General features: G+C 69.0%; 24 protein-coding genes. 16 read left to right on the top strand and 8 right to left on the bottom strand.

Features of this window, described 5'->3' with window-relative positions; translation table 11 throughout:
• Positions 1-966 carry a 23S rRNA (guanosine(2251)-2'-O)-methyltransferase RlmB gene (rlmB, locus tag ACWEOO_RS00710; protein ID WP_359934184.1) on the top strand — a complete coding sequence of 322 codons (966 nt, stop codon included), beginning with the start codon at positions 1-3 and terminating at the stop codon, positions 964-966.
• Positions 967-1,014: 48 nt separating this feature from the next.
• On the opposite strand, the gene ACWEOO_RS00715 is transcribed toward rlmB, so the two are convergent.
• The 3 genes from ACWEOO_RS00715 to ACWEOO_RS00725 form a co-directional block, all read right to left on the bottom strand.
• Positions 1,015-1,899 (bottom strand): S1 family peptidase, encoded by an 885-nt coding sequence (locus ACWEOO_RS00715; RefSeq protein WP_452141135.1) that lies wholly within the window; start codon positions 1,897-1,899, stop codon positions 1,015-1,017.
• Between the two features lie 124 nt (positions 1,900-2,023).
• Complete coding sequence (locus ACWEOO_RS00720; RefSeq protein ID WP_452141136.1) at positions 2,024-2,902, bottom strand: S1 family peptidase; 879 nt, start codon at positions 2,900-2,902, stop codon at positions 2,024-2,026.
• Positions 2,903-2,985: 83 nt separating this feature from the next.
• Positions 2,986-3,570, bottom strand: coding sequence for a TetR/AcrR family transcriptional regulator (locus ACWEOO_RS00725; protein ID WP_131460575.1), 585 nt, complete (start codon positions 3,568-3,570; stop codon positions 2,986-2,988).
• 85 nt (positions 3,571-3,655) lie between these two features.
• Here ACWEOO_RS00725 and ACWEOO_RS00730 point away from each other — a divergent pair, with 85 nt between their 5' ends.
• The 4 genes from ACWEOO_RS00730 to ACWEOO_RS00745 all read left to right on the top strand — a co-directional run bounded on the left by ACWEOO_RS00730 (position 3,656) and on the right by ACWEOO_RS00745 (position 6,387).
• Complete coding sequence (locus ACWEOO_RS00730; protein WP_452141137.1) at positions 3,656-4,804, top strand: acyl-CoA dehydrogenase family protein; 1,149 nt, start codon at positions 3,656-3,658, stop codon at positions 4,802-4,804.
• Complete coding sequence (locus ACWEOO_RS00735) at positions 4,804-5,571, top strand: 3-hydroxyacyl-CoA dehydrogenase (protein ID WP_452141138.1); 768 nt, start codon at positions 4,804-4,806, stop codon at positions 5,569-5,571. The genes ACWEOO_RS00730 and ACWEOO_RS00735 overlap by 1 nt, the downstream gene beginning before the upstream one ends.
• Positions 5,571-6,023, top strand: coding sequence for an NUDIX domain-containing protein (locus tag ACWEOO_RS00740; RefSeq protein WP_452141139.1), 453 nt, complete (start codon positions 5,571-5,573; stop codon positions 6,021-6,023). The genes ACWEOO_RS00735 and ACWEOO_RS00740 overlap by 1 nt, the downstream gene beginning before the upstream one ends.
• A gap of 97 nt (positions 6,024-6,120) precedes the next feature.
• Positions 6,121-6,387: a hypothetical protein gene (locus tag ACWEOO_RS00745; protein WP_452141140.1), complete on the top strand. Its 267-nt coding sequence runs from the start codon at positions 6,121-6,123 to the stop codon at positions 6,385-6,387.
• A gap of 4 nt (positions 6,388-6,391) precedes the next feature.
• On the opposite strand, the gene ACWEOO_RS00750 is transcribed toward ACWEOO_RS00745, so the two are convergent.
• From ACWEOO_RS00750 to ACWEOO_RS00760, 3 genes are read right to left on the bottom strand one after another with little or no spacing between them, the layout of a single operon-like run.
• Positions 6,392-7,639 carry an alpha-galactosidase gene (locus ACWEOO_RS00750; RefSeq protein ID WP_452141141.1) on the bottom strand — a complete coding sequence of 416 codons (1,248 nt, stop codon included), beginning with the start codon at positions 7,637-7,639 and terminating at the stop codon, positions 6,392-6,394.
• Entirely contained in the window at positions 7,633-8,778 is a 1,146-nt protein-coding gene (gene dgoD, locus ACWEOO_RS00755; protein ID WP_452141142.1) for a galactonate dehydratase, read from the bottom strand. The genes ACWEOO_RS00750 and dgoD overlap by 7 nt, the downstream gene beginning before the upstream one ends.
• A complete protein-coding gene (locus tag ACWEOO_RS00760; protein ID WP_452141143.1) occupies positions 8,775-10,022 on the bottom strand; it encodes an ROK family protein in 1,248 nt (415 codons plus the stop codon). The genes dgoD and ACWEOO_RS00760 overlap by 4 nt, the downstream gene beginning before the upstream one ends.
• 144 nt (positions 10,023-10,166) lie before the next feature.
• Between ACWEOO_RS00760 and ACWEOO_RS00765 the strand changes: the two genes are divergently transcribed.
• The 6 genes from ACWEOO_RS00765 to ACWEOO_RS00790 all read left to right on the top strand — a co-directional run bounded on the left by ACWEOO_RS00765 (position 10,167) and on the right by ACWEOO_RS00790 (position 14,983).
• Positions 10,167-10,946 (top strand): NAD-dependent epimerase/dehydratase family protein, encoded by a 780-nt coding sequence (locus ACWEOO_RS00765; RefSeq protein ID WP_359934163.1) that lies wholly within the window; start codon positions 10,167-10,169, stop codon positions 10,944-10,946.
• Between the two features lie 10 nt (positions 10,947-10,956).
• Positions 10,957-12,330 (top strand): extracellular solute-binding protein, encoded by a 1,374-nt coding sequence (locus tag ACWEOO_RS00770; protein ID WP_452141144.1) that lies wholly within the window; start codon positions 10,957-10,959, stop codon positions 12,328-12,330.
• A complete protein-coding gene (locus ACWEOO_RS00775) occupies positions 12,327-13,307 on the top strand; it encodes a carbohydrate ABC transporter permease (RefSeq protein ID WP_363710110.1) in 981 nt (326 codons plus the stop codon). The genes ACWEOO_RS00770 and ACWEOO_RS00775 overlap by 4 nt, the downstream gene beginning before the upstream one ends.
• Complete coding sequence (locus tag ACWEOO_RS00780; RefSeq protein ID WP_363710111.1) at positions 13,304-14,125, top strand: carbohydrate ABC transporter permease; 822 nt, start codon at positions 13,304-13,306, stop codon at positions 14,123-14,125. Before ACWEOO_RS00775 ends, ACWEOO_RS00780 begins: the two co-directional genes overlap by 4 nt.
• Before the next feature lie 12 nt (positions 14,126-14,137).
• Positions 14,138-14,782: a glycoside hydrolase family 16 protein gene (locus ACWEOO_RS00785; RefSeq protein ID WP_452141145.1), complete on the top strand. Its 645-nt coding sequence runs from the start codon at positions 14,138-14,140 to the stop codon at positions 14,780-14,782.
• A gap of 63 nt (positions 14,783-14,845) precedes the next feature.
• Positions 14,846-14,983, top strand: coding sequence for a hypothetical protein (locus ACWEOO_RS00790; protein ID WP_452141146.1), 138 nt, complete (start codon positions 14,846-14,848; stop codon positions 14,981-14,983).
• Here ACWEOO_RS00790 and ACWEOO_RS00795 read toward each other — a convergent pair whose 3' ends face one another.
• A complete protein-coding gene (locus ACWEOO_RS00795; RefSeq protein ID WP_452141350.1) occupies positions 14,984-16,231 on the bottom strand; it encodes a DUF4032 domain-containing protein in 1,248 nt (415 codons plus the stop codon).
• Positions 16,232-16,310: 79 nt separating this feature from the next.
• Here ACWEOO_RS00795 and ACWEOO_RS00800 point away from each other — a divergent pair, with 79 nt between their 5' ends.
• From ACWEOO_RS00800 to ACWEOO_RS00820, 5 genes are all read left to right on the top strand, one after another.
• On the top strand, positions 16,311-17,303 hold the full coding sequence (locus ACWEOO_RS00800; protein WP_452141147.1) for a LacI family DNA-binding transcriptional regulator: 993 nt from the start codon (positions 16,311-16,313) through the stop codon (positions 17,301-17,303).
• 172 nt (positions 17,304-17,475) lie between these two features.
• The gene (locus ACWEOO_RS00805) at positions 17,476-18,843 is read left to right on the top strand and encodes an ABC transporter substrate-binding protein (protein ID WP_452141148.1); all 1,368 of its coding nucleotides are present in this window, start codon (positions 17,476-17,478) and stop codon (positions 18,841-18,843) included.
• The gene (locus ACWEOO_RS00810; RefSeq protein ID WP_452141149.1) at positions 18,843-19,796 is read left to right on the top strand and encodes a carbohydrate ABC transporter permease; all 954 of its coding nucleotides are present in this window, start codon (positions 18,843-18,845) and stop codon (positions 19,794-19,796) included. Before ACWEOO_RS00805 ends, ACWEOO_RS00810 begins: the two co-directional genes overlap by 1 nt.
• Entirely contained in the window at positions 19,793-20,662 is an 870-nt protein-coding gene (locus tag ACWEOO_RS00815; protein ID WP_452141150.1) for a carbohydrate ABC transporter permease, read from the top strand. Before ACWEOO_RS00810 ends, ACWEOO_RS00815 begins: the two co-directional genes overlap by 4 nt.
• A gap of 83 nt (positions 20,663-20,745) precedes the next feature.
• Complete coding sequence (locus ACWEOO_RS00820) at positions 20,746-22,287, top strand: glycoside hydrolase family 13 protein (RefSeq protein WP_452141151.1); 1,542 nt, start codon at positions 20,746-20,748, stop codon at positions 22,285-22,287.
• 56 nt (positions 22,288-22,343) lie between these two features.
• On the opposite strand, the gene ACWEOO_RS00825 is transcribed toward ACWEOO_RS00820, so the two are convergent.
• Positions 22,344-24,572 carry a heavy metal translocating P-type ATPase gene (locus ACWEOO_RS00825; RefSeq protein WP_452141152.1) on the bottom strand — a complete coding sequence of 743 codons (2,229 nt, stop codon included), beginning with the start codon at positions 24,570-24,572 and terminating at the stop codon, positions 22,344-22,346.
• Positions 24,573-24,582: the final 10 nt, after the last annotated feature.

Here is a 24,582-nt window from a genome sequence, read left to right on the forward strand (position 1 = left end):
GTGCCAGGCAGCAGCCAGCGCAAGGGTGCCATCCGGAAGAAGCCGCGGGGCAACCCGACAGCCGGTTCCGGTGGCCGGGTCCGCCGCGGACTCGAGGGCAAGGGTCCGACGCCGAAGGCGGTGGACCGGGTCAAGCACCCGGCCCACAAGCGGGCGAAGGCGGCCGAGCGGGCCAAGGAGCGGGAGCAGCGTTCCCGGCGCCCGTCACGCAAGGACGGCGACTCCACGGTCGAGTGGGTGTACGGGCGGAACCCGGTGGTCGAGGCGCTGCGGGCCGGCGTACCGGCCGCGGCGCTGCACGTTGCCGAAGGCACCGAACGCGATGCCCGGCTGCGCGAGGCGCTGCTGGTCGCGGTCGAGACCGGTGTGTCGGTGCTCGAGGTGCCGCGCACGGAGCTCGACCGGGTCACCGCGGGCGGCGCCCACCAGGGCGTCGCGCTGCAGATCCCGCCGTACGAGTACGCGCATCCCGACGACCTGCTGGACCGGGCGTACGAGGCGCAGGAGGTGCCGCTGATCGTGGCGCTCGACGGTGTCACGGACCCGCGCAACCTCGGCGCGATCACCCGCTCCGCGGCCGCGTTCGGCGCGCACGGCGTCGTCGTACCGGAGCGCCGGACGGCGTCGATGTCGGCCTCGGCCTGGAAGACCTCGGCAGGCGCCGCGGCCCGCATCCCGGTCGCCCGCGCCGGCAACCTGAACCGGGCCCTCAAGTCCTACAAAGAAGCCGGCCTGCTGGTCATCGGCCTGGACATGAACGGCGCCGTCGACCTCCCGTCCTTCGAGGCCGCGACCGAGCCGCTCGTCCTCGTCATCGGCTCCGAAGGCAAGGGCCTGGCCCGCCTGGTCCGGGAGAACTGCGACCTGATCGTCTCGATCCCGATGACGTCCGCCACCGAGTCGCTGAACGCCGGTATCGCGGCCGGCGTCACCCTCTACGAGATCTCCCGCCGCCGCGCGAGCTGACCACGACTGCGCCCCGGACCAGGATGGTCCGGGGCGCAGCTGTGTGGATCAGTAGACGCTCACGCCGTAGCGGGAGAGTACTTCGGTGACGGGCTGGAAGTAGGTGGTGCCGCCGGAGGAGCAGTTGCCGGAGCCGCCGGAGGTGAGGCCGAGGGCCACCGAGCCGGCGAACAGCGCGCCGCCGGAGTCGCCGCCTTCCGCGCACACCGTGGTGCGGATCAGGCCGGTGACGGTGCCTTCGGCGTAGTTCACCGTGGCGTTGGTCGCGGTGACCGAGCCGCTGTGCACACCGGTCGTGCTACCACTGCGCTTGACCGCCTGCCCCACCGAGGCGTTGCCGGCGGACGTGATGTCCTGGGACGAGCCGTTGTAGAGGTCCACCGTTCCGGGGTGGTTCGTGTACGACGTGCTGTACTTCACGATCGCGTAGTCGTTGCCCGGGAAGCTCGACCCGTACGTGGTGCCGAGCAGGGTGGTCTTGCTGGAGTTGGCGTACCAGCTGGACGCGATGTTGCCGCAGTGACCAGCGGTCAGGAAGTAGTACGTGCTGCCGCTGCGGACGTTGAAGCCGAGTGAGCAGCGGTACTGCCCGCCGTAGATGGCGTCGCCGCCGGCGATGTACTTCGTCAGCTTGCCGGACATCTTCTCGAGCTTGATCCGGTCGCCGAACTGCTTGGTCACACCGGTCAGCTGCGAGAACTTCGCGCCGGTGACGGTCTCGTCGTACGACACGATGATGCGGCCGTTCGGGTCGGTCTGCCACGCCGTACCGGGGATCGTCGCGTTCTCGCTCAGGGCGGACGTGATCGCGGCGGCCGACAGGCTGGACGGGTTGACCGGTGCGGCCGAGGCCTGCGTTGCCAGAAGTCCGGTGGCAGCAAGCCCGGCCGCGGCCAGAACAGCGAGGGTACGGCGGAAGGGGGACATGTTCATGGTTGATGCCTCCTCACGATGAGGACGCCTTCGGGGCGGGGCGTCCTTGACTCAACCGTGACGAGTCCTACCCACTATCTCCCTGAGTATTCAGACAATCTCGGAGAGTAGGGGAAACCTGCGCTCAGTAGATGTAGACCCCGTACGCGTTCAGCGCCTGCACGACCGGCTGGAAGTACGTCACGCCGCCCGAGGTGCAGTCGCCGGAGCCGCCCGAGGTGAGGCCGAAGGCGTACTGCCGGTAGAACAGCGGTCCGCCCGAGTCGCCGGGCTCGGCGCAGACGTTGGTCCGGATCAGGCCCACCACGCGCCCGTCGCCGTAGTTGACCGTCGAGTTCAGCCCGGTCACCCGCCCGCTGTGCAGACCACTGGTCGCGCCCGAGCGGTACACCAGCTGGTTGAGGCCGGGGTTCATCGCCCGGGTGATGTCCTGCGAGCGTCCGTTGTAGAGGTACACGCTGCCGCCCGGCACCTTCAGCGGGATGTCGGTCCGATACACGACCAGCGAGTAGTCGTGGTACGGGTACGCGGCGTGGTGGACCGCGCCGGTGAAGACCTTGTGGGCCGGATCCTGGTACCAGCGGGCCGCGTCGACACCGCAGTGACCGGCCGTGAGGAAGTAGTACTTACCGCGCCGCTGCACGTTGAAGCCGACGCTGCACTTGTACTCGCCGCCGTACGTCGCCATGCCGCCGCTGATGTACTTCTGCAGCTTGCCGGGCAGCTTCTCGAGCTTGACGTTCGCGCCGAGCTGCTTGGTCAGGCCAGTCAGCTTGTTCAGCTTCGTGCCCGTGACCGTCGGGTCGTACGACACCAGGACGGTCCCGTCCGGCCGCGTCATCCACGCCGTACCGGGAGTGTGGATCTGGTCGTTCAGCGTCGCGGTGATCGCCTTGGCGGACAGGCGGGGCGGTTTCACCGGGTCAGCCCCCGCCGGCGCGGCGGCGGTCAGGGCCAGGGCGGTGGCCGCCACCAGGGCCGCTGTTCGTCGGAGAGTTCTCATATCGTCAGCCTTCCGGGGCGTACGGCTCTGATGCGCGGTATGGCAGCAAGAGGACGGTCCCCAACCCTAATGGGGCCGACGGTTCAGTCGAGCCGCAGAGAGTGCAGCACGAACGAGGCCAGCTCGCGGTACGCCTCGGCGTCGTTCAGGCCGGTCCGCCGGGCGATGTCGCCGCGCTGGATCGCCTGCATGGTGTGCGCGATCATCTCGGCCGCGAACGCGATGTCGACCTGCCGGAAGGTCTTGTGGTTGATGCCGTCCTCGATCAGCTGCCGGACCCGCTCGGCGGCGATCCGGGTGTTCCGCTCGTACACCGAGCGGGCCGGCGCGAAGGTGGCCACGTCGTCCAGGAAGGTCCTGCTCGCCGGCCGCAGGGCGTCGGCGACCGCGTTCAGGTACGCCGCGATCCGCCGGTCGTGCCGGGTCTGCCGCGCGACCGCGGACTCCACCTGCGCGGTGGCGTTCTTGAAGTAGTGCTTCACCACCTCGACGGCCAGCTGCTCCTTGCTCGGCGCCAGCGCGTAGAGCGTCGTCTTGCTGCAGCGCAGCTCGGCGGCCAGGTCGTCCAGGGTGAACCGGCTGAACCCCTGCTCGAGGAACAGGGACAGGAGCCGGTCGAGCAGCTCGGACTGCCGGCGGGTGCGCCGCCCCGGAACGACTGTTGTCATATCGAGACAGCATAGAACGATACTGGACTAGGTGCTCCAGTATCGTTCCGAGTATCATTCCGGGAGTTGTTGAGAGGGGGCTCTGATGGCTGTCGACCGACTCCTGCCCACTGACGAATCCATCGATCTGCTCGCCCTGGTGCGAGACCTGTGCGAGCACGAGCTCGCTCCGCACGCCGCGCACGCGGAGGAGAGCGAGACCTTCCCGCGGTCCGCGTTCCGGACGCTGGGGAAGGCGGGCCTGCTCGGCCTGCCCTATCCGGAGCAGTACGGCGGCGCCGAGCAGCCGTACGAGGTGTATCTGCAGATGCTCGAGGAGATCGCGTCCGCCTGGATGTCGGTCGGCGTCGGCGTCTCGGTGCACACGATGACCAGCTACGGACTGGCGCACTTCGGCTCCGACGAGCAGCGCGAGCGGCTGCTGCCGGACATGATCGGCGGCGAACTGCTCGGCGCGTACGCGCTGTCCGAGCCGCAGGCCGGCTCCGACATCACCGGGATGACGACGCGGGCCGTGCGGGACGGGGACTCGTACGTCCTGAACGGGACCAAGGCGTGGATCAGCCACGGTTCGCACGCGGACTTCTACACCACGTTCGCGCGCACCTCCGACGACCGCACGCGCGGGATCTCGGCCTTCCACGTGCCGGCCGGCACCGACGGCCTCAGCTTCGGGGCCCCGGAGCGCAAGATGGGCCTGACCGGATCCACGACCACGCTGGTCAACTACGACGACGTCCGGGTCCCGGTCGGCAACCTGATCGGCGCGGAGGGCGACGGGATGCGGATCGCACTGTCCGCGCTCGATTCCGGCCGGCTCGGGATCGCGGCCTGCGCGGTCGGTCTGGCCCAAGCGGCGCTCGACGTCGCCACGTCGTACGCGAAACAGCGGCAGCAGTTCGGGCAGTCGATCGCGGACTTCCAGGGTGTGCAGTTCCTGCTCGCCGACATGGCCGCGGCGGTCGAGTCCGGGCGGGCGACGTACCTGCACGCCGCGCGGCGCCGCGACCTAGGCCGGACGTTCACCCGGGAGGCCGCGATCGCCAAGCTGGTCTGCACGGACGCGGCGATGAAGGTCACGACCGATGCTGTCCAGGTGCTCGGTGGGTACGGTTACACCCGGGAGTTCCCGGCCGAGCGGTACATGCGCGAGGCCAAGGTGACCCAGATCTTCGAAGGTACGAACCAGATCCAGCGGCTGGTGATCAGCCGCGACCTGTTGAGGAGCATGTGATGGAGTTCAGCCCGTCCGACGTCGCCCTGGTCACCGGTGGTGGTTCCGGGCTCGGAGAGGCGACGGTACGACGCCTGGCGGCGGACTGGCTCGGGGTGGTGATCGTCGACCTGCCCTCGTCCGCGGGCAAGGCCGTCGCCGACGAGCTGGGTGACCGGGTGGTGTTCGCGCCGACCGATGTCACCGACGAGACCGCGGTGAGCGCGGCGCTCGACGCGGCCGAGGCGCTCGGCACGCTGCGCGTGGTCGTGAACTGCGCCGGCGTCGCGACGCCCGGCCGGGTCGTCGGCCGCAAGGGTCCGTTGCCGCTCGCAACGTTCCGGCAGGTGATCGAGATCAACCTGATCGGCACCTTCAACGTGCTCCGGCTGGCCGCCGAGCGGATGATCGCCTCCGAGCCCGGCGCCGACGGTGACCGCGGCGTCGTGGTGATGACGGCGTCGATCGCGGCGTACGACGGGCAGGTCGGGCAGGCGGCGTACGCGTCGAGCAAGGGCGGGATCGTCGCGCTCACGCTGACCGCCGCACGGGACCTCGCCGACAAGGGCATCCGGGTCGTCACGATCGCGCCGGGCACGATGGAGACGCCGATGCTCGCCGGGCTTCCCGAGGAGACCCGCACGGTACTCGAGCAGCAGGTCCCGCACCCGTCCCGCCTGGGCAAGCCGTCGGAGTACGCCGCGCTGGTCCGGCACATCCTCGACAACCAGCTCCTGAACGGCGAGGTCATCCGCCTCGACGGCGCCCTCCGCATGCCACCACGCTGATGCGCGTCCGCGCGGCCCTGCTGCGCGCAGGCTCGCCCTTCCTCCAACTCTGGTGGCGAATCCGCCGCCCGACCACCTTCGGCGTCAAAGCCCTGCTACGCCTGGAGGACGGCCGCTTCCTCGTGGTCCGCCACTCCTACACCGACACCCGCCGCTGGGCCATCCCCGGCGGCGGCTACAACCCCGACCGCGAAACCCCCGCGCAGGCAGCGGCTCGGGAGGTGTACGAGGAACTGGGCCTGACCGTACCCGCCTCCGCCTTCAGACTCGTGGACACCGCCGTCACCACACTCCAGGGCAAACACGATACTCTCACGATCCTCACCGCGTTCACCTCCGACGACGCGCTGCACCTGTCCGCGGAGATCGCCGAGGCCCGATGGGTGAAGAACCTTCAGGAACTAGGGGATGCGCCGCTGTCGAAGTGGTTGCTCAGGGCACTCGTCGAGTAGTTGCGCACCCCTTTCGGCAGCACCCGAAACGGGGTGCGTCGCCGTGGTTCGACCGGCACTCTCGAAGTGTCAGACCCAACCACGAAAGGCACGGATCATGAACATTCGCAGGGTTTTCTACGGTGTCCTGGCCGGTGGAGCGATCGCGGCGGGCAGCCTCGCCGTACCGGCCGCCCAGGCGGCCGACGCGCCGGCGTCCCCGAGTGTTGTTGCTGCCGACAACTGGGAGTACGTCGGTGACTTCTTCTGGCAGTCCGACTGCCACGCCGCCGGTGCGGCCGGCACCAAGTGGACGAAGTACAAGTGCGTCAACGGCTCGGCGTTCCCCGGCGACGACTACGAGCTCTGGGTCGTCTACAAGTAGCTCCTCACAGCGCCGAGCTGAGCCGAAGCCAGCAGACGCCATGCGCCGGAACGGCGTACGTGCGCTCGGTCGTCGGCGCGCCGGTCCACAGGTCGTGGGTCGGCGTAGGCAGCTCGGCAGGAAGCGACATCTCCCGGGGTGAGGCACCGGTCCAGAACAACGCCGCGTAAGAGCAGTCGTCGCCCTGCGCGGTCCAGACGATCAGCTCGCCGTCATCCATCGGCTCGCGGACGATCTCGCGGCCGTCGAACGACGATCGGAGCAGCTCGGCGAGCGCCGGATTCGCCAGCAACGCAAGGGTTTCCGGGGAGCTGGTGGGCAGGTCGCCGCCCATCATCAGGGGTGAGCGGCCCATGACCCACAGGGTGAGCAGCGTCTTCTGCTCGTCGACGGTGAGGCGGCTGTCCCGGTCGGCGCCGCGCTCGGCGCGGATGCCGATGTGGCCGAGCGGCAGCATGTCTGCGTCCGCCCAACCGCCGGCCTGCTGGAACGGCGCCCAGCGCGCGAGCCGCGCGAACTGCGCGTGCACGTCCTCCCACCGATCCCACAGGTCGTCGGAGATCCGCCACAGCTGCGCGTTGGCCCGCAGATGCTCAACGTGGTGCGTCGACAGCTGGGTGCCGGGCGACAACGACAGCACGATGTCCCGCCCGCTCCGCTCGATCGCCCGCGCATACGCAGCGATCTCCCGATCGTGGTACGGCGCGAGCATGTCGTCCGCCTTCACGAAGTCCACGCCCCAGGCGGCGAACTGCGCGACCTGCGCGTCGTAGTACGCCTGCGCGCCGGGGTGGTCGTGGTTCAGCCCGAGGTTGTCCGGGTTCCACGGGCACACGTGATCGGGATCCGCGATCTGCCGCGCCGTCCACTCCGTCCCGCACACCGGGAGGTCGAGCTCGACCGCCCGCCGCGGAATGCCGCGCATGATGTGCAGGCCGAACCTCAGCCCGAGCGCGTGCACCTTCGCGGCGAGCGGCGCGAAGCCGGCGCCGCCCGCGGCTGAGGGGAACCGCAGCGGCGCCGGCAGCTGGCGGCCGTGGTCGTCCAGGACGACCGGCGCATTCTCGTTGTAGCCGTGCGAGCGGGCGGTCGGGTCGTACCAGGCGATGTCGACGACGACCGTGTCCCACCCGAACGGCAGCAACCGGTCGTGCATGACCTGTGCGTTCGCGAGGACTTCGGCCTCGGTGACCGTCGTCCCGAAACAGTCCCAGCTGTTCCACCCCATCGGCGGGGTCGGCGCGCTCACCATTCGGCGAACGAACCGTCGTCGTGGCGCAGCACGGGCGACCGCCAGCGGTGCGGCTCCGCGGCCGCGGCCCGGACGGCGTCCTCGTCGACCTCGATGCCCAGACCGGGACCGGCGGGGCGTTGCACATGCCCGTCGGTGAAGGCGAAGACGCCCGGGTCCACCAGGTAGTCGAGCAGCGCGTTGCCGCCGCCGTACTCGATGCCGAGGCTCTGCTCCTGGATCAGGAAGTTCGGGACGGCGAAGTCGAGCTGCAGGCTCGCGGCCAGGGTGATCGGCCCGAGCGGGCAGTGCGGCGCGACGCTTACGTCGTACGCCTCCGCCATCGCGGCGATCCGGCGCACCTCGGAGATGCCGCCGGCGTGCGAGATGTCCGGCTGGGCGACCGCGATCCCGGTGGGCAGCACGTCGCGGAAGTCCCAGCGGGAGAACAACCGCTCGCCGGTGGCGATCGGGATGCTGGTCGACTCGGTGATCCGGCGCAGGTCGCGGGCGAACTCGGGCAGCACCGGCTCCTCGACGAACATCGGCAGCAGCGGCTCGAGCAGCGGCAGGATCTGCCGCGTGGCGGCCGTGCTGAACCGGCCGTGGAAGTCGAGCGCGATGTCGATGCCGTCGCCGAGCGCGTCGCGGAGCGCCTCGACCCGGCTCACCGAGGCCCGGAGCTGGGCGGCCGACGGGATCGGGGGCAGCGCCTCGGACAGGTTGAGCTTGACGGCCGTGAAGCCCTTCTCCACCTTGGCTTTCGCCTCGTCGACGAGCTGTGCGTTGTCGCGGCCGTGGACCCAGGTGTAGACGCGCACCCGGTCCCGGACCGGCCCGCCGAGCAGCTCGTGCACAGGGACGTCGTGGAAGCGCCCCTTGATGTCCCACAACGCCTGGTCGATCCCCGCCAGCGCGCTCGACAGCACCGGGCCGCCGCGGTAGAAGCCGCCCTTGGCCATCACCTGCCAGTGCTCTTCGATCCGCAGCGGATCGGTGCCGACCAGGTACTCCATCAGGGCCGCGACCGCGCCCTGGACCGCCTCGGCACGTCCCTCGACAATGGGCTCACCCCAGCCGCTGATCCCCTCGTCGGTGTCGATCCGCAGGAACTGCCACCGCGGCGCCACCAGGAACGTTTCGTATCCGACGATCTTCACGAGGCCTCATTCGGTTGCCGGTCGGGAGCGGAGAGCAGGGCGGCGACCAGCTGGTCGGTCTGGCGGAGCACCAGGGCGGCGGCGCCGGACCCACCGGCGCGGGCGCCGAGGTCGAGCTCGGCAGCGACGACGTCGGCGTCGCGGGTCAGCGTCATCGCCGTCCGGCGCAGGGTGGCGCGGATCGGGTCCAGGATCAGGTCGCCCGCGCGGGCAAGCTCACCGCCGACGATGATCCGCTCCGGGTTGAGCAGGTTGCAGATGTTCGCGAGCACCCGGCCGGTCAGCTCACCGGCTTCACGGAGCACCCGTAAGGTTTCCGGCTGTCCGTCTGCCGCGGACGCGAGCAGCTCGTCGAGGCCGGCATCCTCGCCGAGCACCGGCGCCAGCGCCGCGAGCACGGCCTGCACCGACGCATACTGCACCAGGCAGCCGCGATTCCCGCACGGGCACGGCGCGCCGGACGAGTCGGCCGACAGGTGGCCGATCTCGCCGCCGCCACCGCGGGCGCCGCCGTGGTGAAGGTTGCCGTCGACCAGCAGTCCGGAACCGATCCCGGTGGACAGCCCGAGATAGAGCACGTCGCGGACATCCCGGCCCGCGCCCCAGGTGAACTCGGCCACCGCTTCCAGCCGGGTGTTGTTCTCCACCAGCACGGGCACCGCGAGATGCCGGCCGAACTCCGCCGCCACGTTCACCCCGGCCCAGGCCTGTCCCGGGAGCGACGGACCGACGACACCCGTCTGCAGGTCGAGCGGTCCGGGCACGCCGATCGCGACTCCGACCAGGTTGTCGCGCTGGCGCCCGGTGCTCTCGAGCAGCTCGTCGAGCAGCGCGATGCCGGCCGTGAGTCGCTCCTGCCATGGCGTGTCCCGCGCCGTGCGAACCCCGTCGCTGGCCAGCGTCTCGCCGGACAGGTCGGTGAGGTGGCACCAGACGCGCTCGAGGGTGAAGTCGAGGCCGGCGGCGGCACCGGCGGCCGGGTTCGCCCTGAGGAAGCCGCGGGCCCGGCCGTCGACCTCGGACGCGTCGATCCCGGCCCGGGCGACCTGGTCGCCGACCACCTCGACGACGACCCCGCCGGTGATCAGGTCGGCCACGATCGTCGACACCGTCGTCCGCGAGACGCCGCAGATCCGCGCGAGCTCCGCGCGGTGCAGCGCGCCGTGCTCCATCAGCGCGGACAGCATGCGCTCGGAGTTGGTGCGTCGCAACGCTCGCAGGGATCCGGTGTCCTTCGCAGTCACGACGACGAGTATCGGCGAACCAGCGGTGTGGAGTCAATTTCCCTGACAGTCTGTGTACGAAGACTTGACACAAACGCCGAAGTACTCGAACAATTTCGGCCACAGTCCCGGGGATCACCCGGGCCCGGCGACCGGACGACCGACATGGACGCTGAGCTGAGCAAGGCACCGCTGGTGGTGGTGACCGGCGGACTGGGGCGTGTCGCCACGGTGGTTCTGCCGTGGCTGCGCAAGCACTTCCGGGTCCGGCTGGTCGACAGCGCCGCGGCGGCGCGACGGGTCGAAGGGCTGGTGCAGGCCGACATCGGTGATCCCGACGAGGCCCGCCAGGTCCTGGCCGGCGCGGACGCTGTGCTCCACCTTGCTGGCAACAGCAGCCCATGGCAGACCTGGGACAGCGTGTACGCCGCCAACGTGTGGACGACCCAGGTCACCCTCGAGGCCGCCGCGGCCAACGGCGTGCCGAAGGTGGTGCTGGCCAGTTCCCTCCACGCCGCGGGGGAGTACAACCGCCCGCAGTACCGGCCTGTTGATCCACGGCTCGACCCGCGCCCCTGCTGTCCGTACGGGTTGGGCAAGGTCGTGCTGGAGGCGCTCGGCCGGATGCACGCCGAGCGCACTGGCGCGTCGGTTACCTGTCTGCGTCTCGGCCTCACCGGCTGGCCACCCGCAGAGCGCCGCTACCTCGGGCAGTGGCTGTCCGACGACGACGCAGGGCGGCTGATGCTCGCCGCCCTGGGAGCGCGGGAGCGGTTCGGCGTGCACTTCGGCGTCTCCGCGAACACCCGCAACCACTGGGACATCACCTCCGCCCGGCACGAGCTGGGCTACCGCCCCGAAGACGACAGCGAAGCCCTCGCGGACCGGGCCGGGCCCTCCTCCGGCCCGGTCTGCCGGCTCTTCGACCCAGAGACATCCGAATGAGAGGTTGGCCATGACCACAACGAACCCGGGGTTCTCCCGCCGCAGGTTCCTCGCGCTCGGCGGCGCCGTCGCCGGCAGTGCGGCGAGCGGAGCGCTCGCGGTGGGCTGCTCGCCCGCCTCGTCCACGAACACCCCGGCCGCCGCCGGCACCGGATCGTCCGCCAAGGGCGTGGTGACGGTGATGTCGCAGTCGGGCGAGTTCGGTCCGAAGGAGGCCAAGGCCGCGTCACAGGCCCTCGGCCTGACCGTGAAGACGGTCGAGTACGACCTCACCAAGCTGACCGCGATGCTTGCCAGCGGCAACCCGCCGGACGTGGTCCGCGGCATGGGCGCCACCGAGACGCCGTACCTGGTCGCCCGGCAGGTCGCGGAGAACCTCGATCCCTACTTCGCGAAGAGCACGCTGATCAAGGCCGACGACATCGACCCGGTCAACGACGTCTGGCGGTACGACGGTGAGAAGCAGGGCAGCGGGCCGCGCTACGGGTTCGCGAAGGACTACTCGCAGGACTGCACCATCTGGTACAACGGTGCGCTCTTCGATGCGGCGAAGGTGACCAGGCCGAGCGCGACGACGCCTCTGCTGCTGGACGAGCTGCTCGACGAGGGCAGGCGCCTGGTGAAGCGGCAGGGCGCGAAGGTCAGCGTCTACGGCCTCAACCCGAACGGGCTCGGCCTGTTCGGGCAGCTGACCTGGATGACCGACCTGGCGGGCGGGAAGCTGACCGCCGACGATCTCGCCTCGGTCGACTTCAGCACCCCGGAGGCGCAGCGGGCGCTCACCTGGTACCTGGAGTATGCGAAGGCCGGCATCGGCCCGACGGTCCTGAATCCGGATCCGAACGGCTGGGACGGTCCGACGTTCCAGGCCGGCCGGATGGCGACCACGCTGAGCGGCTACTGGCTGGGCGGGATGTTCGCCGGTGATCCCAAGTCGGCGAAGGTCGCCGGCTTCGCGCCCGCACCCCAGTTCGACACCGGCCGCCGGGTCAGCCCGTGCTTCGGCGCCACCGGCTTGTGGATGCCCAAGGCCGGCAAGAACAAGGACGCGGCCTGGGCGGTGATGGAGTGGTATCTGGCCGGCGATCCTGCCAAGGCACGGGCGAGCGGCGGCTGGGGTATCCCGCCGCTCAAGTCGCTGCAGAAGCTGATGCCGCAGAAGCTGCCGTACCAGAAGCAGGCCTACGACGTGCAGATGGCGGAGAAGGAGCACTTCTCGGTCACGTCCTACACCCCGTACGTGCGGCAGGACGCGATCAACGCGGTGATCACCCGCGAGCTGCCGAAGGCGATCAAGGGCAGCACTTCGGTCGGCCAGTTCGCCGACACGCTGACCACCCAGATCAACGCGCAACTCGCCGACGGAAAGAAGCGGTTGCGGTGACATCGGCGCTGACCGAGGTACGCCGTCGCGCGGCGCCCGCCGAGGCGCCGGCCGCGGACCGGAGGAAGAAGCCGCCGAGCCTGCGCAAGGCGCGCACGTTCTACCTGTTCGTCGCGCCATGGATCATCGGCTTCGTCGCGCTGACCGTGTTCCCGCTGGGGTACGCGTTCTGGCTGAGCCTGACCGACTCCGACGGGCTGTCGCCGCGGACACACTTCGTCGGCTTCGACAACTACGTGGAGATCTTCAAGGACCCGCTGACGCTGAGCTCACTCGGCAAGACCGGGCTGTTCGCGCTCGTCACCGTCCCGCTGTCGATCCTCGCCGGCCTCTTGCTGGCGGTGATGCTCAATCAGCCGATCAAGGGACGTGGTCTGCTCCGCGGCCTGATCTATCTGCCGGCGGTCGTCCCGCCGGTGGGGGCCGCGCTCACGTTCCGGCTGATCTTCGACCGCGACGCCGGCGCCGCGAACGGCGTCCTGAGTGGTCTCGGGGCGAATCCGATCACCTGGCTGGTCGATCCGAACGTGCGCTACGTGCTGTATGCGTTGGTGCTGTGGGGCTGCGGCGGATCGATGATCATCTCGCTGGCCGGGTTGCAGGACATTCCTCGTGAGCTGCTCGAGGCGGCGCAGGTCGACGGCGCGTCGTACTGGCAGTCGTTCACGCGGATCACCGTGCCGCTGCTGTCGCCGGTGATCCTGTTCCAGGTCATCACGGGGGTGATCGGGTCGCTGCAGTCGTTCGCGCCGCTGCTGCTCTCGTCGGGCTCGCTGAGCGGAGCAGGCACAGTGCCGCAGGGCAACTACCTCTACATGATCCACGTGTTCGCGCAGTACTTCAGCGCCTCGCGCTTCGGGTACGCGTCGGCGATGTTGTGGATGCTGTTCGCGGTGATCCTCCTGGTGACGCTGGTGATCATCAAGGTCAGCGCCCGGACCGTGTTCTACACCGTCGAGCCGGGAGGCCAGAAATGACCCGGACCTCCAAGTGGGCGCTCTCCATCGTGCTGCTGGCCGTCGTACTGGTGATGCTGAGTCCGATCCTCTGGCTGGTGTCGACGTCGCTGAAGTCACCCGCCGAGATGGCGTCGTTCCCGCCGAGTTGGTGGCCGTCGGCGCCGCGGTTCGCGAACTACACCGACGCGATCCGGCAGGTGAACTTCGTCGGCGCGACGCAGAACTCGCTGACCATCGCGTTCATCAGCACCACGCTGACGACGCTGAGCTCGGCCTGGGTCGGCTTCGGGTTCGCCCGGTTGACGGCACCGGGCAAGAAACAGCTGTTCGTCGTGCTGCTCGCGACCATGATGCTGCCGGGGATCGTCACGCTCGTTCCGACGTACCTGATCTTCGCGAAGGTGCACATGGTCAACACGTACTGGCCGTGGGTGGCGTGGGGGCTCGGCGGCAGTGCGTTCCTGATTTTCCTGTTCCGGCAGTTCTTCGCCGGGATCCCGCGGGAGATGGAGGAGGCCGCGATCATCGACGGCTGCGGGTACGTCGGGATCTTCTGGCGGATCTTCCTGCCGCAGTCCTGGCCGGTGATCGCGGCCAGCGTGATCCTGTCGTTCACGCACGCGTGGGGCGACTTCGTCGGGCCCGCGATGTTCCTCAGTCAGGACAGCACGACCCTCGCCGTCGCGATGGCCACCGGCTACGTGAACGACAAGGGCCTGCCGATGAACAACCTGGTCGCCGCGGGCGCCGTCATGTACGTGTTGCCCGTCCTGGTCCTCTTCCTGTTCATGCAACGCCGCTTCGTCAGCGGCTTCTCCACCTCAGGAATCAAGTGAAGGAGGTCTCGGATGACTGCACGACGCCGCGCACTGGCGCTGGGTGCGGCCGGGCTGGCTCTGCTCGCCGCATCCCTCACCAGCACCGCCCAGGCGGCAAATTTGCCTCAGGCAACTGAGCGGACCTGCACCGGCGGCGCGCCGCCGTCGGGGATGCGGCTCAGCTGGTCCGACGAGTTCGCCGGGCGCGCCCTCGACCGCCGCCGGTGGAACACGGTGATGGACTTCCCCGGCCGCGCGGGCGGGCACTACCACAACACGTCGTACGGCAGCTATGCCGTCGACGAGAACGTCGTGCTGTCCGGCGGGACGTTGCGGCTGGTGACCGACGACAAACCCGTGGTCGGCACGGATCCGGCTGGGACATACCAGTACACGGAAGGCTTCATCTCCTCGCACGACAAGTTCTCCCAGACCTACGGTTACTGGGAGATCTGCGCGAAGTTCCCGGCCGGCAAAGGCCTGTGGCCGGCGTTCTGGCTGATCCCGCAGGACCGCAGCTGGCCGCCGGAGATCGACGTCGCCGAGTGGTTCGGCAGCATCGAGAGCATGCACAGCGGTCTGGCGTCGGGCACCTGGCCGGACGTCCGCTGGGACAGCCACTGGGCAACCGGCCTCGCACCGACCAGGGGCTGGCACCGCTACGGCGTCGTCTAGACCGCCGACCGCATCACGTTCACGGTCGACGACGTACCCACTTCAACAATCACCGGCGACCAAGTGCCCGACAAACCGATGTACGTCGTCCTCAACAGCGGCACCTGGGCCAACGCCGACCGCGGCGGCCCGCCGGACGCGACAACGCCGTTCCCCAACTCGTTCGACGTCGACTACGTCCGGGTGTATTCGTCGCGGTGATCAGTCGGATTCGGGCAGCGCCGGTGTCGGGAGCGACAGTTTCTCGTCCGGCTTGGCGGCCAGTACGTCGTTCACGTACGAGCGGGCCGCCTCCATCGTGTCGACCTCGTGGCCGGCCTGCTCGGACAGGAACCAGCGGTGCTCGAGCACCTCGTGGAAGACCTCGGCCGGCTCGAGCTTGCGGCGCAGGTTGCGCGGGACCGACTGCACGACCGGCTCGAACACGTCGGTCAGCCACTGGTGGGCGACGATCTCCTCGTCCTCGTTCTGCTGGTCGGTGGCGGCCGCGAACGAGTCGAGGTCGTTGAGCAGCCGCCGGGCCTGGTTCTCCTCGACGTCCAGACCGGTGAGCCGGAGCAGCCGCCGGGAGTGGTGGCCGGCGTCCACGACCTTCGGCTGGATCCGGACCTGGCTGCCGTCCCAGTCGGTGATGATGTCGATCTCGGCGACGTCGAAGCCGAGTTCGTTCAGCCGCCGGATCCGCGAGTCGAGCCGGTGCATCTCGTCGGTGGCGAACTCCTCCGGCGCGGTCAGCTCGGCCCAGAGCGCCTCGTACCGCTTCTGGATCGACTCGACGGTCTCCTGCGGGTCGATCGACTCGTCGAGCAGACCCCCCTCCTGCAGGTCGAGGAACTCGCCGAAGAGGTTGATCTCCGCGGTGTAGAGGTCGTGCGCGCGCTGCCCGTCGGAGATGTCCTGGTGCAGCTCGCCGGTCTCGGCATCCACCAGGTACGCCGCGAACGCGCCGGCGTCCCGGCGGAACAGGGTGTTCGACAGCGAGCAGTCGCCCCAGAAGAAGCCGAGCAGGTGCAGCCGAACGATCAACGCCACCAAAGCGTCGATCAGGCGGTTGACCGTGTCGGGACGCAGCGTGCTGGAGAACAGGGCCCGGTACGGCAGGGAGAACTGCAGGTGCCGGGTGATCAGGATCGAGTCGATCGGCTCGCCGTTGCGGTCCACGCGATCGGTGATGACGCCGACCGGCTCGACCGACGGGGCCTCCAGGCGCTCGAGGTCGCGGAGCAGGCGGTACTCGTGCATCGCCAGGTGCTCGAGGACCTCCTTGATCGCGTACACGCTGCCGTTGACCCGGACGAAGCGGACCACGTGCCGCGAGATACCGCGGGGCAGCGCGACCAGTTGGTCTTCGGGCCAGTCCTCCAGCGGGACGTCCCACGGGAGCGACAGCAGACCGGTGTCCGGGCGGGTGGCGACGAATCGAGGCACGGCCACCAGTGTGTCAGGAATCCCGGGAGAGTGTCTGAGTGTTCAGCGACGTACGCAAGTGGTTGCAAGTTCTTGCGTGATGAGGCGTAGAGTTTGCGTCATGACACGACGACTTGCAGAGGTGGCCAAGAAGGTCGGCGTCAGTGAAGCCACCGTCAGCCGCGTGCTGAACGGGAAGCCCGGCGTGTCCGAGGCGACCCGCGAAGCCGTGCTCACCGCACTGGACGTGCTCGGGTACGAGCGGCCGACTCAGCTCAGAGGCGATCGGGCCCGGCTGGTCGGGCTCGTGCTGCCGGAGCTGCAGAACCCGATCTTCCCCGCGTTCGCCGAGGTCGTCGGTGGGGCGCTCGCGCAGCAGGGCTTCACGTCCCTGCTCTGCACCCGGACGGTCGGCGGCGTGTCCGAGGCCGACTACGTGGACCTGCTCCTCCAGCAGCAGGTGTCCGGGGTCGTCTTCGCCGGCGGGTTCTACGCCCAGGCGGACGCGCCGCACCAGCACTACGAGCTCATCCAGGAGCGCAAGCTGCCGACCGTGCTGGTCAACGCGGCCGTCGACCACCTCGGGTTCCCGCAGGTCTCGTCGGACGACTATGTCGCCGCCGAGATGGCGATCGGGCACCTGCGCGCGCTCGGACACCGCCGGATCGGGATGGTCCTCGGCCCGCGTGACCACATCCCGTCGCGGCGGAAGCTGGAAGCGTTCCTGGCTGCGGAGGAGACGGATCCGGACCTGGTCGAGCACACCATGTTCTCGCTCGAGGGCGGTCACGCGGCCGCGTCCAAACTGGTCACCAACGGCGTGACCGGCATCGTCTGTGCCAGCGACATTCTCGCGCTCGGAGCCATCCGCGCCGTCCGCCGGGCGGGCCTGAGTGTCCCCGACGAGGTCTCGGTGATCGGGTACGACGACTCGGCGATGATGAACTGCACCGACCCGCCGCTGACCACCGTCCGGCAGCCGATCGACGCGATGGGCCGCGCCGCCGTCGACATGCTGGTCGCGCTGATCGAGCGCGCCGCCGTACCTGCCGACGAGCTCCTGTTCGAACCCGAGCTCGTCGTCCGCGCCTCCACCGCCCGGGCCCGGATCTAGCACCGCACACCACCAGGCAGCCGCTGACCCATCGGGTCGGCGGCTGCTGTCGTTTGCCCTGCGCCAGGCAATCTCCCATGGAAAGTCACGTTTTTGCAATCTCAAATCGAAGTATTGCGCTCATGCGTCCAGTTCCCTACGGTTGCCCCACGATCCGAGGGAGAGGGTGGACATGACGACAACGCGCCGCGGGCTCAGCCTGCTGCTGGTTGCGGGACTCGGGCTGGTGGCCGCGTCCTGCGGCTCGGGGGAAGACAAGACGCCGGCCGCCGACGGCCCGGTCACGATCACGGTCGGCTGTGAGCCGCCGAAGAGCAACCCGAAGGAGCGTGCGGCCTGGGAGGAGGACGTCGCCGCGTTCCAGAAGGCGCACCCGAACATCACGGTCGAGGGCAAGGACGCGTTCCCCTGCATCAACCCCGACACGTTCCAGGCGAAGCTGGCCGGCGGGACCCAGGAGGACCTCTTCTACGTCTACTACACCGACGTCCGGAAGATCATCGACAAGAAGCAGGCCGCGGACATCAGCCAGTACGTCGGCAGTGTCGGCAAGCTCAAGGACCTGCGCCAGGACGTGATGAGCGTCTTCAAGGCCAATGACAATACGGACAAGACGTACGGCCTGCCGCGCAACAACTACAACATGGGCCTGGTCTACAACCGCAAGCTCTTCGCCCAGGCCGGTCTCGACCCGGCCAACCCGCCGAAGACCTGGGACGAGGTCCGGGAGGCCGCGAAGAAGATCGCCGCGCTCGGTCCGGGGTACGTCGGGTTCGGTGAGTACTCGGCCGGCAACACCGGCGGCTGGCACTTCGCCGCGTCGCTGTACGCGCGCGGCGGCTCGATGGTCAGCGACGACGGCAAGACCGCGGCGTTCAACAACGACGAGGGCAAGGCGGTCCTGGAGAACCTGAAGAGGATGCGCTGGGACGACAACTCCATGGGCAGCAAGCAGTTGCTGCAGTGGGAGGACCTGATGCGCATGATGGGCGGCGGCAAGCTCGGCATGATGATCGGCGCGCCGGACGTCGTGCAGTCGGTGAACAACGACTTCAAGGGCAAGTTCGAGGACTACGGCGTGACGGCCGTGCCGGAGTCGGACGGAAAGTTCTCGCTCAGCGGCGGCGACGGGTACATGTTCAACCCGAAGGCGTCGCCGGAGAAGATCAAGGCCGGCCTGCTGTGGCTGGAGTTCCACGAGCTGACGCCGGGACAGGGCCAGTTCAACTACGCGCGGTCGAAGGAGCAGGGCCGTCCGGTCGGGCTGCCGATCCCCGACCTGTACGGGAACAGTGCCCCGGGCAACGAGATCAACACGCTGCGGAAGCAGTACGCCACCGTCCCGGTCGACAACTTCACGCCGTACGTCAGTGCCCAGGGCAACATCACCAACAAGCTCGAGCCGCCGAAGGCGCAGGAGCTGTACGCCGTGCTCGACGTCGCGATGTCCGCCGTCCTGACCCGCAAGGACGCCGACATCGACAAGCTGCTGAGTGACGCCGAGGGCAAGGCCAACAAGATCCTCGCGAAGAACACGTAATGACCGTGACACAAGAGCGTGTCCGTCGTCCCCAGGCGCTGGGGGCGGCGGACCCGCGATCACCCGACGACCACGGCGCGCTGCGGCGGGCGGTGGGGCGGAACCTCACGGCGTACGGGTTCTTGTGCGCCGCCCTGATCTGTTTCGCGTTGTTCTCCTGGTATCCGATGATCCGGGAGATCGTGCTGAGCTTCCAGCAGAACAACTTCGTCGATCCGGGAGAGTGGGTCGGATTCGACAACTTCCGGACCGTGGTGGCGGACCCGGCGTTCCGGTCCGCGTGGCTGAACACCGCGGCGTTCAGTGGTCTCGCCCTGGTGATCGGGTACGCCGTACCGTTCGTGCTGGCCGTCGTGCTGAACGAGCTGAAGCACGCGAAGGCGTACCTGCGCTTCGTGGTCTACCTGCCGGTGATGCTCCCGCCGGCGGTTGCGGTCCTGCTGTTCAAGTGGTTCTACGACCCCGGATCCGGTCTCTTCAACCAGGCGCTCGACGCGGTGCACCTCCCGCCGCTCAGCTGGCTGGACTCCACGAGTACGGCACTCATCAGCCTGGTCATCGTGTCGACCTGGATGAATCTCGGCACCGGCACGCTGATCTACCTCGCCGCGCTGCAGAGCATCCCGGGTGACCTGTACGAATCGGCGGAGCTGGACGGTGCGGGCCTCCTGAAGCGGGTGTGGCACGTGACGATCCCGCAGACCAAGCTGATCCTGCTGGTGATGCTGCTGCTGCAGGTCGTCGCGACCATGCAGGTCTTCATCGAGCCGTACCTGCTCACCGGCGGCGGCCCGGAGAACGCGACTGTCACCGTCGCGTACCTGATGTACCAGTACGCCTTCAACTTCGGCGACTTCGGCGGCGGCTCCGCGCTCGGCCTGATGCTGATGGTCGTCCTGCTGGTGTTCTCCACGATCTATCTGCGGGTGTCGCGTGAGGAGGCGGAGCGATGAGAACCCTCGTGTCACCTTTGGCGCTGCGGACGCCGCGCGGCCGGATCATCTACTGGACGGTCCTCACCGTCACGGTCGTCGGCTTCACCGGGGCGTTCGTGTTCCCGTTCTACTGGATGGTCAGCGGCGCCCTCAAGTCGCCCGACGAGCTGGCGCAGATCCCACCCAGCTTCTTCCCGAAGTCGGCCGATTTCAGCGTCTACAAAGAGGCGTGGGACCAGCTTCAGCTGGGCGTCTTCCTCAAGAACACCGCGCTGTACGCCGGTGGCGCCTGGCTGTTCACGCTGGCGGTCGACGTCACCGCGGCGTACGCGTTGTCCAAATTGCGGCCGGTGCTCGGGAAGCTCGTGCTCGGCGCGATGCTGGCGACGTTGATGATCCCGCCGATGGTCCTGCTGCTGCCGACGTACCTGGTGGCGAAGGATCTGCCGGTCCTGCACCTGGACCTGCTGAACACACCGTGGGCGATCTGGTTGCCGGCGGCGGCGAACGGGTTCTTCGTGTTCCTGCTCAAGCGGTTCTTCGACTCGATCCCTCGCGAGCTGCTGGAGGCCGCGGAAATCGACGGCGCGTCGCCCGGCAGGATCCTCTGGTCGATCGTGCTGCCGGTGTCGCGGCCGATCATCGGCGTGGTGTCGATCCTGTCCGTGGTGACGGTCTGGAAGGACTTCGTCTGGCCGCTGCTGGTGCTGCCGGAGACGGACAAGATGTCGATCAGCGTCGGCATCGCGTCGCTGTCGGCGCAGATGCCGCAGAACGTCCTGATCGCCTCCCTGGTCATCGCCAGCCTGCCGACCATCCTCGTGTTCTTCATTTTCCAAAGAAGCATCATGGCCGGCCTGACGGCTGGAAGTCTCAAGGGATGAAATGCACCCGCCCTCGCTGCGCTCGGACGGGGATGGAGAGCGGCCGGTCTGACGGCCGGAAGCCTGAAAGGTTAGGAGATTCGATGGCCGACGAATGGTGGCGCGGCGCTGCGATCTACCAGGTCTACCTGCGGAGTTTCGCGGACGGCAACGACGACGGGATCGGCGATCTCGCCGGCCTGCGGCAGAAGCTGCCGTACCTGGCCGAGCTCGGGATCGACGCGATCTGGCTGAACCCGTGGTACCCGTCGCCGATGGCCGACGGCGGGTACGACGTCGCCGACTACCGCGCGATCGACCCGGCGTTCGGCACCCTCGCGGAGGCAGAGGCGTACATCGCCGAGGCGCACGCGCTGAACATCCGCACGATCATCGACATCGTCCCGAACCACGGCTCGGACCAGCAGGACTGGTTCGTCGAGGCGCTCCGGGCCGGCCCGGGCTCACCCGAACGCGAACGCTTCCTGTTCCGCCCGGGCCGCGGCGACGGACCACCCAACGACTGGCAGTCGATCTTCAACGGGCCCGCCTGGACCCAGGTCGCGGACGGCGAGTGGTACCTGCACCTGTTCGCGCCGGAGCAGCCCGACTTCAACTGGCGCAACCCCGAGGTCGTCGAGGAGTTCCACGACATCCTCCGGTTCTGGCTGGACCGCGGCGTCGACGGCATCCGGATCGACAGCGCCGCCGTCCTGTTCAAGGACCTGGACAGCGTCGAGGAGTCGTACACCGACCACGACGAGGTGCACGAGGTGTACCGCGGCTGGCGGCGGGTCTCCGACGCCTACGCCGACCGGTTCTTCGTCGGCGAGATGTGGATGCCCGACCAGGAGCGGTTCGCGCTGTACCTGCGGCCGGACGAGATGCAGACCGCGTTCAACTTCGACTTCCTGTCCCGCCCGTGGGAGGCCGGCGAGCTGCGCGCGTCGATCGACCTGACGCTGTCGACGCACGTCCCGATCGGCGCACCGCCGACGTGGGTGCTGTCGAACCACGACGTGACGCGGCCGGTGACGAAGTACGGCCGTGCCGACACGTCGTTCTCGCATCAGGACCGCAAGCACGGGATGCGTACCGACCTGGTCCTGGGTGAGCGTCGCGCCCGCGCGGCCGCTCTGCTCGCGATGGCGCTGCCGGGTGGACTGTACGTCTACCAAGGCGAGGAGCTGGGGTTGCCGGAGGTCGAGGACCTGCCCGACGACGTACTGCAGGACCCGATCTTCGCGCGGTCGGGAGGTACGGACCGCGGCCGTGACGGTTGCCGGGTGCCCCTGCCGTGGTCGGGCAAGGAGCCGCCGTTCGGCTTCGGGTCCGGTACGCCGTGGTTGCCGCAGCCGGCGGACTGGAAGAACCTGACGGTCGAGTCCCAGCTCCACGACCAGAACTCGATGCTTTCTCTGTACCGCAGCGGTTTGAAGCTCCGCCGCGCACTGCTCGGCGACGGGGCGCTGACGTGGCTGGACTCGCCCGCCGACGTACTCACGTTCCGCCGGGAGAACCTGACCTGCATCGTCAACCTGAGCGCCGACCCGATCGACCTGCCGCCGTACGACGAGCTGCTGATCTCCAGTGTCCCGCTGGACGCCGGCCGCCTCCCGTCCGACGCCACCGCCTGGGTTCGCTGAACACCTGCCGGGGTCAGGGAACAAGGTATTGCTTGTCCACTGACCCCGGCGCTTGTTCAGGCCAGCGGACGGAACCGCCTGAGCCGCAGGCTGTTCGAGACCACGAAGACCGAGCTGAAGGCCATCGCGGCGCCGGCCAGCATCGGGTTGAGCAGGCCCGCCGCGGCCAGGGGGAGGGCGGCTACGTTGTAGGCGAAGGCCCAGAACAGGTTGCCCTTGATCGTGCGCAGTGTGCTGCGGGACAGCCGGATGGCGTCCGCGGCCGCGCGCAGGTCGCCCCGCACCAGCGTCAGGTCGCTCGCCTCGATCGCCACGTCCGTACCGGTCCCCATGCTCAGGCCGAGGTCGGCCTGGGCGAGGGCGGCCGCGTCGTTGACGCCGTCGCCGACCATCGCGACCACGCGACCCTCGTCCTGCAGCTTCTTCACCGCGTCGACCTTGCCGGCCGGCAGCACCTCGGCGATTACCTCGTCGATGCCGACTTCGCCGGCCACCTTCGTCGCCACCGCTTCGTTGTCGCCGGTCAGCAACACCGGGCGCAGCCCGAGCGCCTTCAGGTCCCGGATCGCCTGGACAGACGTGGGCTTCACGGTGTCCGCGACGACCAGCACAGCTCGTGCCTGCCCGTCCCAGCCGACCGCCACCGCCGTACTGCCTTCGGCCTCGGCGTGCTCCTTGGCGTGCGCGAGCTCCTCCGGCAGGTGCTGGCTCCACTCCTCCAACAACCGCGTGCGTCCGACGAGGACCGCGTGTCCGTCGACAATCCCCTGCACACCGAGGCCCTCGACATTGCCGAAGTCCTCGACGTCCGGGAGCTTGCCCTCGGCGGCCGCGGCCCGCGCGACGGCCTGCGCGATCGGGTGCTCACTCGAGTGCTCGAGCGCCCCCGCCAACCGCAGTACCTCGGCGCGGTCCTGCTCCGGAGCCAGCAGTACGTCGACCAGCTCCATGCGGCCCGTGGTGACGGTGCCTGTCTTGTCCAGTACGACGGTGTCGACCCGCCGCGTGGACTCCAGGACCTCCGGCCCCTTGATCAGGATGCCCAGCTGGGCGCCCCGGCCGGTCCCGACCATCAGCGCGGTCGGTGTGGCCAGGCCCAGCGCACACGGGCAGGCGATGATCAGTACGGCGACCGCGGCGGTGAACGCGACCTCCAGCGGCGAACCGTTGCCGAGCCAGAAGCCAAGCGTCGCGAGCGCCAGCCCGATCACGATCGGTACGAAGATCCCGGACACCCTGTCGGCCAGCCGCTGGACCGCGGCCTTCCCGTTCTGGGCGTCCTCGACCAGCCGGGCCATCTGCGCCAGCTGCGTGTCCGCACCGACCCGGGTCGCCCGCACCACCAGCCGGCCGCCTGCGTTGACGGTCGCACCGACCACAGCATCGCCTTCGCCGACCTCGACCGGCACGGACTCACCGGTCAGCATCGACGCGTCGACCGCGCTGCTGCCGGTCACGACCACACCGTCGGTCGCGATCTTCTCGCCCGGCCGGACGACGAACTCGTCACCCACGACGAGCTGGTCGGCCGGGATCCGGGTCTCGGTCCCGTTCCGCAGGACGGCGACGTCCTTCGCGCCGAGCTCGAGCAGGGCCCGCAGCGCGGCGCCCGAGCGGCGCTTGGCCCGCGCCTCGAAGTACCGGCCGGCCAGGATGAACGTGGTCACCCCGGCCGCGACCTCGAGGTAGATCTCTTCGGCGCCGCTGCCCCGCGAGGGGATCAGCGTGAACGGCATCTTCATGCCGGGCTCGCCGGCGGAGCCGAAGAACAACGCGTACAGCGACCAGAGGAACGCGCTCACCACGCCCAGCGAGATCAGCGTGTCCATCGTGGCGGCGCCGTGCCGCAGGTTGGTCCAGGCCGCCTTGTGGAACGGCCAGGCCGCCCACGTCACCACCGGGAACGCCAGCGTCAGCGACGCCCACTGCCACGAGTCGAACTGCAGCGCCGGGATCATCCCGAACGCGATCACCGGGACGGCGAGCACGATGCTCGCGATCAGCCGCTCCCGCAGCGGTTTCAGCTCGTCCGGCTCGTCGTCCGTCGGCTCGACCGCCGGTGTCGGGAGGCTCGCGGTGTAGCCGGTCTTCTCGACGGTGGCGACCAGGTCGTCGGTCGAGATGCCGTCCGCGTACGTCACCTTCGCCTTCTCGGTGGCGTAGTTGACGGTCGCGGTGACGCCCTCCATCCGGTTCAGTTTCTTCTCCACCCGGGCGGCGCACGAGGCGCACGTCATACCACCGATGATGAGTTCGACGGACTGACCGGGCTCGGTGCTGGTCATGATGAAGTGC

Source organism: Kribbella sp. NPDC004138 (genome assembly GCF_053603655.1).

What these genes read in the sequence shown, in the direction of transcription:
- ACWEOO_RS00715 (WP_452141135.1), bottom strand. Translation starts at nt 1,899, where the DNA reads ATGAACATGTCCCCCTTCCGCCGTACCCTCGCTGTTCTGGCCGCGGCC.
- ACWEOO_RS00720 (WP_452141136.1), bottom strand. Translation starts at nt 2,902, where the DNA reads ATGAGAACTCTCCGACGAACAGCGGCCCTGGTGGCGGCCACCGCCCTG.
- ACWEOO_RS00725 (WP_131460575.1), bottom strand. Translation starts at nt 3,570, where the DNA reads ATGACAACAGTCGTTCCGGGGCGGCGCACCCGCCGGCAGTCCGAGCTG.
- ACWEOO_RS00730 (WP_452141137.1), top strand. Translation starts at nt 3,656, where the DNA reads ATGGCTGTCGACCGACTCCTGCCCACTGACGAATCCATCGATCTGCTC.
- ACWEOO_RS00735 (WP_452141138.1), top strand. Translation starts at nt 4,804, where the DNA reads ATGGAGTTCAGCCCGTCCGACGTCGCCCTGGTCACCGGTGGTGGTTCC.
- ACWEOO_RS00740 (WP_452141139.1), top strand. Translation starts at nt 5,571, where the DNA reads ATGCGCGTCCGCGCGGCCCTGCTGCGCGCAGGCTCGCCCTTCCTCCAA.
- ACWEOO_RS00745 (WP_452141140.1), top strand. Translation starts at nt 6,121, where the DNA reads ATGAACATTCGCAGGGTTTTCTACGGTGTCCTGGCCGGTGGAGCGATC.
- ACWEOO_RS00750 (WP_452141141.1), bottom strand. Translation starts at nt 7,639, where the DNA reads ATGGTGAGCGCGCCGACCCCGCCGATGGGGTGGAACAGCTGGGACTGT.
- ACWEOO_RS00765 (WP_359934163.1), top strand. Translation starts at nt 10,167, where the DNA reads ATGGACGCTGAGCTGAGCAAGGCACCGCTGGTGGTGGTGACCGGCGGA.
- ACWEOO_RS00770 (WP_452141144.1), top strand. Translation starts at nt 10,957, where the DNA reads ATGACCACAACGAACCCGGGGTTCTCCCGCCGCAGGTTCCTCGCGCTC.
- ACWEOO_RS00780 (WP_363710111.1), top strand. Translation starts at nt 13,304, where the DNA reads ATGACCCGGACCTCCAAGTGGGCGCTCTCCATCGTGCTGCTGGCCGTC.
- ACWEOO_RS00785 (WP_452141145.1), top strand. Translation starts at nt 14,138, where the DNA reads ATGACTGCACGACGCCGCGCACTGGCGCTGGGTGCGGCCGGGCTGGCT.
- ACWEOO_RS00800 (WP_452141147.1), top strand. Translation starts at nt 16,311, where the DNA reads ATGACACGACGACTTGCAGAGGTGGCCAAGAAGGTCGGCGTCAGTGAA.
- ACWEOO_RS00805 (WP_452141148.1), top strand. Translation starts at nt 17,476, where the DNA reads ATGACGACAACGCGCCGCGGGCTCAGCCTGCTGCTGGTTGCGGGACTC.
- ACWEOO_RS00810 (WP_452141149.1), top strand. Translation starts at nt 18,843, where the DNA reads ATGACCGTGACACAAGAGCGTGTCCGTCGTCCCCAGGCGCTGGGGGCG.
- ACWEOO_RS00815 (WP_452141150.1), top strand. Translation starts at nt 19,793, where the DNA reads ATGAGAACCCTCGTGTCACCTTTGGCGCTGCGGACGCCGCGCGGCCGG.
- ACWEOO_RS00820 (WP_452141151.1), top strand. Translation starts at nt 20,746, where the DNA reads ATGGCCGACGAATGGTGGCGCGGCGCTGCGATCTACCAGGTCTACCTG.
- ACWEOO_RS00825 (WP_452141152.1), bottom strand. Translation starts at nt 24,572, where the DNA reads ATGACCAGCACCGAGCCCGGTCAGTCCGTCGAACTCATCATCGGTGGT.